The following is a 645-nucleotide window of genomic DNA, read 5'->3' as shown; positions in this document are numbered from 1 at the left end:
AAGCATTGATATGATCAATAGCTGCCATAATGCCATAGTTTTGATAATCTCCATTAGGTGGGACAAAAGTGGAAGTAAAATTTAGTTTAAAGTTATGATCGAGTTTATTTTGCATTTTTAAATTTTCTACATGTTTCACTAAAGAATTCGCTAAAAAAAGCGCATTATCATTATTTATTCCACCATAAGAAAAATGAAACTGATTTAATAAATTTTTAATATTTTCAATATCTTCCTCTTGAAAATATTTGTATGCACTATATTTCTCAACATCTGAACGCCTTTGGCAAAAACAATGATAAAAAACATTTATTGTCGCTACATCAAAATTTTTAGCAATATAATTTCTATAAGAATCTAAAAAATATATATTTGCATTAGCTCCATAACCTCCTATGACAAAAACTATAGCTTTGAGATCTTTTTCATCATCATAACTTATGCGATATTCAAGCTTACTGGTTCTTTTAATACCTAGTTCTACATCATCACAAGAATCAATTTCAAAGGTTTGGTTTATAAGCATATATTTTCCTTTTTAATTAATAATCAATTTTAACTGATTTTCTACATCTTTAAAAGTAAACACTTTATTTCCACAAGGATAAGAGATGGAATTTTCTTGCATGAAAGATTTTCTTTTTT

Annotated in this window: 2 protein-coding genes; both read right to left on the bottom strand. The window is 26.2% G+C overall.

The genetic code is table 11. The annotated features are described in order from the left end of the window. The coding region (locus AJ885_RS02055) for a DUF2920 family protein (protein WP_148123893.1) at window positions 1-526 on the bottom strand (526 nt) is incomplete at its 3' end. 12 nt (window positions 527-538) lie between these two features. Then, the coding region (locus AJ885_RS10075; protein WP_141080034.1) for a DUF2920 family protein at window positions 539-645 on the bottom strand (107 nt) is incomplete at its 5' end.

It is taken from the genome of Campylobacter sp. BCW_6464, from assembly GCF_001762775.1.
Taxonomy (GTDB): Bacteria; Campylobacterota; Campylobacteria; order Campylobacterales; family Campylobacteraceae; genus Campylobacter_D; species Campylobacter_D jejuni.
The sequence above is the reverse complement of the archived record's forward strand: the minus strand, read 5'-3'. Positions and strand labels throughout refer to the sequence as shown.